Origin of the sequence: Corallococcus sp. CA053C, assembly GCF_003611675.1 — a bacterium.
Classification (GTDB): Bacteria; Myxococcota; Myxococcia; order Myxococcales; family Myxococcaceae; genus Corallococcus.
In genome coordinates, this window is the sequence record NZ_RAWA01000082.1 from 21,806 (window position 1) to 27,805 (window position 6,000).

Annotated in this window: 4 protein-coding genes; all 4 read left to right on the top strand. The window is 68.0% G+C overall.

What is annotated here, in order from left to right; translation table 11 throughout:
- The first annotated feature begins 6 nt into the window (after positions 1-6).
- Positions 7-1,533, top strand: a complete 1,527-nt coding sequence (locus D7V97_RS45330; RefSeq protein ID WP_233582772.1) for a Cof-type HAD-IIB family hydrolase — start codon at positions 7-9, stop codon at positions 1,531-1,533.
- 228 nt (positions 1,534-1,761) lie between these two features.
- On the top strand, positions 1,762-3,333 hold the full coding sequence (locus D7V97_RS13960) for an efflux transporter outer membrane subunit (protein ID WP_233582774.1): 1,572 nt from the start codon (positions 1,762-1,764) through the stop codon (positions 3,331-3,333).
- Between the two features lie 10 nt (positions 3,334-3,343).
- Complete coding sequence (locus D7V97_RS13965) at positions 3,344-4,363, top strand: HlyD family secretion protein (protein WP_120611122.1); 1,020 nt, start codon at positions 3,344-3,346, stop codon at positions 4,361-4,363.
- A 17-nt stretch (positions 4,364-4,380) separates the two neighbouring features.
- Positions 4,381-6,000 (top strand): ATP-binding cassette domain-containing protein (locus D7V97_RS13970; protein ID WP_147444812.1); only part of this gene is annotated, 1,620 nt, incomplete at its 3' end.

Genomic DNA, 6,000 nt, shown 5'->3' on the forward strand with positions numbered 1-6,000 from the left:
ACAGCCATGACCATCAAGTTGCTCATCGCGGACATCGACGGGACGATGGTGACGCGGGACAAGGTCCTCACCGCGAAAACCTGCGAGGCCGTCGCCCGGCTGCGCGCCAGCGGCGTCATGTTCACCGTCACGAGCGGGCGACCGCCGCGCGGGATGGCAGGGCTGGTGGCCTCGCTGAAGCTCACCGACCCCGTGGCCGCCTTCAACGGCGGCGTGTACGTCAAATCCGATCTCACGACGGTGCTGGAGCAGCGGACCCTTCCGCCCGCCATTGCCAGGCAGGCCGTCGACTTCCTGCTCCAGGCGGGCCTGGATGTCTGGGTATACCAGGGAGCCGATTGGTTCCTCCGCGGCCCCGAGGCATTCCGCGTGGCGAGAGAGAGGAGCAACGTCGGCTTCGATCCGGTCGTCATCGCGGACCTGCACGGCGTGCTCGATGCCCCCATCAAGATCGTCGGGGTGAGCGAGGACACAGCGCGGGTCGCGCGCTGCGAGGCCGAGCTCTCCCTGAGACTGGGCGCCGAGGCGTCGGCAGCGCGTTCGACGCCCTACTATGTCGACATCACGCACCCCGAAGCGAACAAGGGAATGGTCGTGCGTGAAGCCTCGCGCCTCCTCGCGCTTCCCCTTGAGCAGATCGCGGCCATCGGGGACATGGCCAACGACCTGCCCATGCTGACCACCGCCGGCGTTGGCATCGCCATGGGCAACGCCAGCCCCGAGGTCCAACGGCTCGCACGCCACGTCACGCGCACCAACGACGAGGACGGGTTCGCCTACGCGGTCGACGCCTTCATCCTGGGCCAGCCGCCCCGCGCACGGACGAAGCTGGGGCTTCCGCCCCGCACGCGCGCCTGCCTCTTCGGTCTTGATGGTGTCCTCGCCCAGACCTCCAGCCTCCACGCCAGGGCCTGGAAGCAGCTGTGCGACCACTACCTGCGGCAGCGTGCGCTGGCCTCGGGGCAGCCCTTCATCCCCTTCGACCTGGTGCGCGACTACAGCCGCTACTTCGACGGCAAGCCGCCCCTGGAGGGCCTCCACGCGTTCCTGGACTCCCGCGGCATCGCGCTGCAGGAGAGCACGGTTCACGCGCTGAACGACCGCAAGACAGGGCTCCTGGTCGAGCTGCTCCGGCAGGAGCGGGTGGAGACGTATGAAGGAACGATCCGCTACGTCCAGGCGGCGCGCGCCGCGGGACTCCGGACCGCGGTCGTCTCCGGGAGCAGGCACTGCGCGGAGATGCTCCAGTCCGCCGGCATCTCGGACCTCTTCGACGCGCGGCTCGACGCCACGCCCCCTCCCGAGGTCTACCTCGCGGCCGCCCGGGCCCTCGGGGTCGACTCCGACGAAGCGGTCATCTTCGAGGACACGCCGGACGGCGTCGCGGCCGCACGGGCGGCCCACTTCGCCTATGTCATCGGCGTCGACCGGCTGGGTCGGTCCGCCGAGCTGCGCCGCCACGGCGCGGACCTCGTGGTGACGGATCCAGCCGCCCTCCTCGAGCAGGACGGCGTCCGGGATGAAGCCCCCTGACTTGACCCCATCCTGAAGCAGACAGAGCCGGGCGGGAGACGCCCACCGCGTGCGGCGGACGACAGCCACATCGCCCCCAGGTCGGTGTCAGGCATTGTTGAACGGACATCGCGGACTGCCCTGCCGGGCAATCGGTCAGCTCGTACTTCCGCGCGCTCCACGAGGTGCCCATCGTCCACATCGATCGAGGTGTCTTGCATGCGGGGGATGGACAGCACAAGGCAGGGGATGAACCCGGGGCTTGCACCCTTCATCGGCGCGTTGCCGCTGCTCGGTGTCCTGTCCGCGCTCTCCGGGTGCGCGGTAGGTCCCAACTTCACGAAGCCCGAGGCCGCGGTCGCCAAGGAGTGGCGCACCCAGGGCGACCCGCGACTCTCGACGCAGGCGGAGGTCGACACCCAGTGGTGGAAGTCGTTTGGCGATCCGACGCTGGATCACCTCGTCGAGCTCGCCTACGGGCAGAACCTGCCGCTGCAGATTGCCGGCTTGAGGATCGTGGAGGCACGCGCCCAGTTGGGCATCCTCACCGGCCAGCAGTATCCGCAGGTCCAGGTGGCCACCGGCAGCGCGGCCGCGGTGGGAGCCAGTGAGACCGCAGCCAATGTGGCCGGTATTGAGGCCTTCGACCGCCACTATCTGGAATACCAGCTGGGCTTCGACGCGATCTGGGAATTGGATTTCTGGGGCAAGTACCGGCGGGGCGTGGAGTCGGGGGCCGCCAGCCTGCTCGCGTCGGTGGCGGAGTACCAATCCTCGCTCGTCTCGCTCACCGCGGAGGTCGCGCGAACCTATGTCGTGGTCCGGACGTACGAGGTGCTCCTCGAGCAGGCTCGGGAGAACGTCAGGATCCAGGAGGAGGGCCTCCGGATCGCCGAGGCGCGCTTCAGCAACGGTGCCACGTCGGAGCTCGACGTGACGCAGGCCGCGACCCTGCTGGAAAGCACCCGGGCCACCATCCCCCAGTTGGAAGGCGGGTTGGAGCAGTCCCACAACGCCCTGAGCACGCTCCTGGGCCAGCCCACGGGAGCCGTGGAGGCCCTGCTGGCGGGCCCCAAGCAGATTCCGATGGCGCCCGCGACGGTGGCCGTCGGCATGCCGGCGGAGATCCTGCGGCGGCGTCCGGATGTCCGCAGCGCCGAACTGTATGCCGCCGCGCAGTGTGCCCGGATCGGTATCGCCGAGGCGGAACTCTATCCAAGCTTCTCGATCTTCGGGACGCTCGGGCTCCAGGCGACCAACAGCGGCGCCTCCTCCGGCAATCTCTTCTCGCTCGGCAGTCTGGTCTATTCCATTGGCCCGCGGATTGTCTTTCCCTTCCTGAACTACGGCCGCCTGAAGAATGGGGTGCGTGTCGAAGACGCGCGGTTCCAGCAATTGCTCGTCAACTACCGCAACACGGTGCTCAGGGCGGCCCAGGAGGTGTCGGACGCCCTGGCGGGCTTCGTCAATGCGCAGAAGGCCATGGCGTTCCACCAGGCCGCGGTGAAGGCCGCGCAGCGGTCCGTGGAGCTCTCCGTGGTGCAGTACCGGGAAGGCGCCGTGGATTACCAGCGCGTGCTGGACGCGCAACGCTCGCTCCTGACGCAGCAGAACAACCTGGCCCAGACAAGCTCCTCCATCGCCACGAACCTGGTCGCCCTCTACAAGGCGCTGGGCGGGGGCTGGGAGGTGCGCAAGGACCAGCCCGTCGTGCCGGAACCGATGCAAGACGAAATGGAAAAGCGGACCGACTGGGGCGACGTGGTGTCCAAGCCTCGGACGCAGGAAGTCAATCACAGCTCGCAACCGGGAAAGCACTAGAGAGTCCGCCATGCCCAAGAGCCCGAAAGGGAAGATGAAGTGGGTCATTGGGTTGATCGCCATCGCGATCGCCGCGTTCATTGGCTTCCGGTACGTGAAGGGGAAGCAATCCAAGCTGCCGGAGGGGATTGTCTCGGGCAATGGCCGCATCGAGGCGAAGTTGGTGGATGTCGCCGCCAAGGAACCCCTGCGGGTGAAGGAAATCGCTGTCAACGAAGGCGACCTCGTCAAGCCGGGTCAGGTGCTGGTGCAGTTGGACACCACCACGCTGGAGTCCAGCCTGGCGGAGGCCAACGCGAACCTCGCGGCCATGCAGGAAAACCTGGCGGTGGCCCAGGCGACGATCGCCAAGCAGAAGAGTGAGATAGAGCTTGCCACCATCGAGGCCGATCGCGCCCGGAAGCTGGTGGCGCAGGGCGCCGGCTCGCAGCGGGATCTGGACGTCCGGACGAGCCAGCTGGCGACCACCCGGGCCAGCCTGGCGGAAGCGGAAGCCACGGTGAAGACCTCCAGGCAGCAGATCGAGGTCGCGCGAGCCAGTGCGGCGACGATCAAGACGCGCATCGCCGATGCGACGCTCAAGTCTCCCGCGACCGGAAGAGTCCTCTATCGCCTCGCCGAGCCCGGCGAGGTGCTGGCGCCCGGCGGACCGGCGCTGACGCTCGTGAACCTGGAGGACGTCTACATGGAGATCTTCCTCCCGGCCAGCGAGGCCGCCCGCATGAAGCTGGGCTCCGAAGCGCGCCTCACCGTCGACTTCGAGCCCGACCGCTCGATCCCCGGGTATGTCTCCTTCGTGTCCCCGGAAGCGCAGTTCACTCCCAAGCAGGTCGAGACGAAGAGCGAGCGGGAGAAGCTGATGTTCCGGGTGAAGCTCCAGGTCCCCAGGGAGCTGGCCAGCCGCTACGTCGAGCGCATCAAGACAGGCATTCGCGGCGTCGGCTACGTCAAGGTGGACCCCTCCGCCACCTGGCCTTCCCGATTGCAGAACGTCATCACGGCTGAAGCCGAACCCCAATCGCGCCGGTGACCCGGGAGGGCTCAGCCATGGTCTCATCCGCGTCTCCAGGAGCGCCGGGCGGCGTCTCCAGCAGCCTCGTGGTCTCCATCCAGGACGTGACCCACCGCTACGGCAGCGTCGTCGCGCTCGACGGCATCTCGCTCGACATTCCCACCGGCATCATGGTGGGCATCGTGGGGCCGGATGGCGTTGGCAAGTCGACGCTGATGGCCCTGGTCGCCGGCTCCAAGAAGATGCAGCAAGGACGGGTGACCGTCCTGGACGGGGACATCGCCGACGCCCGGCACCGGCGCGCGGTGGGGCCGCGGATCGCGTACATGCCTCAGGGGCTGGGCAAGAACCTCTATCTGGAGCTCAGCGTCTACGACAACGTCGACTTCATGGCCCGGCTCTTCGGGCTGTCGGCCGACGAGCGCAAGGTGCGCGTCCGGGAGCTGCTGGAAGCCACGGGGCTGGGCAAGTTCGCGGAGCGCCCCGCCGGCAAGCTCTCAGGCGGAATGAAGCAGAAGGTGGGGCTCTGCGGCGCGCTGGTGCACGACCCGGATCTGCTCATCCTCGACGAGCCCACCACCGGCGTCGACCCGCTCTCCCGGCGGCAGTTCTGGACCCTCATCGACGACATCCGGGCCGGGCGCCCCGGCATGAGCGTCGTCATCTCCACCGCCTACATGGACGAAGCCCAGCAATGGGACTGGATCGTGGCCATGGACGCGGGGCGCGTGCTGGCGACAGGGACTCCCGCGGAGCTGATGGAGCGCTCGGGGACGAAGGACCTGGAGCATTGTTTCATCGCGCTGCTGCCCGAGGAGAAGCGAAGGGGCCACAAGGAGGTCATCATCCCGCCCCGGGCCCCGGGCAACGCGGAGCTGGCCATCGAGGCCCACGGACTGACTCGCCGCTTCGGGACCTTCACCGCCGTCGACCACGTCACCTTGTCGATTGAGCGCGGTGAGATCTTCGGCTTCCTGGGCTCCAACGGCTGCGGCAAGTCCACGACCATGAAGATGCTGACCGGCCTGCTGCCCCCCACGGAAGGGACGGCGAAGCTCTTCGGCAGCTCCGTCGATGCCGGCAGCATGGAGGTGCGCAAGAACCTGGGCTACATGACGCAGGCGTTCTCGCTCTACGGCGAGCTGAGCGTCCATCAGAACCTGGTCCTGCATGCCCGGCTCTACCATCTGCCGCCAGACAAGGCGAAGGCGCGCATCGAGGAGTTGGTCGAGCGCTTCGGCCTGCGCGCGCACCTGGAGGCCTTGGCCGAGTCCCTGCCCATGGGCCTGCGCCAGCGGCTCTCGCTGGCCGTCGCGGTGCTGCACGGGCCGCAGATCCTCATCCTGGACGAGCCCACGTCGGGGGTCGATCCGGTCGCCCGGGACAGCTTCTGGGAGCTGCTGAGCGACCTGTCGCGGAAGCAGGGCGTCACCATCTTCGTGACGACACACTTCATGAACGAGGGGATGCGCTGCGACCGCATCTCCCTCATGAACGCGGGGAGGGTGCTGGCGGCGGACTCCCCCCAGAAGCTGATCGAGGCACGCAACGCGGACAGCCTGGAGACCGCCTTCATCGGCTACATGGAAGATGCCATCGCCGAAGCGGCGCGCGCCGACAGCAAGGGCACGCCGCCCAAGGACACGGCTCCCGCC

Excerpts from the sequence above, each read along its gene's own strand:
- D7V97_RS45330 (WP_233582772.1), top strand. The coding sequence starts at position 7 with ATGACCATCAAGTTGCTCATCGCGGACATCGACGGGACGATGGTGACG.
- D7V97_RS13960 (WP_233582774.1), top strand. The coding sequence starts at position 1,762 with ATGAACCCGGGGCTTGCACCCTTCATCGGCGCGTTGCCGCTGCTCGGT.
- D7V97_RS13965 (WP_120611122.1), top strand. The coding sequence starts at position 3,344 with ATGCCCAAGAGCCCGAAAGGGAAGATGAAGTGGGTCATTGGGTTGATC.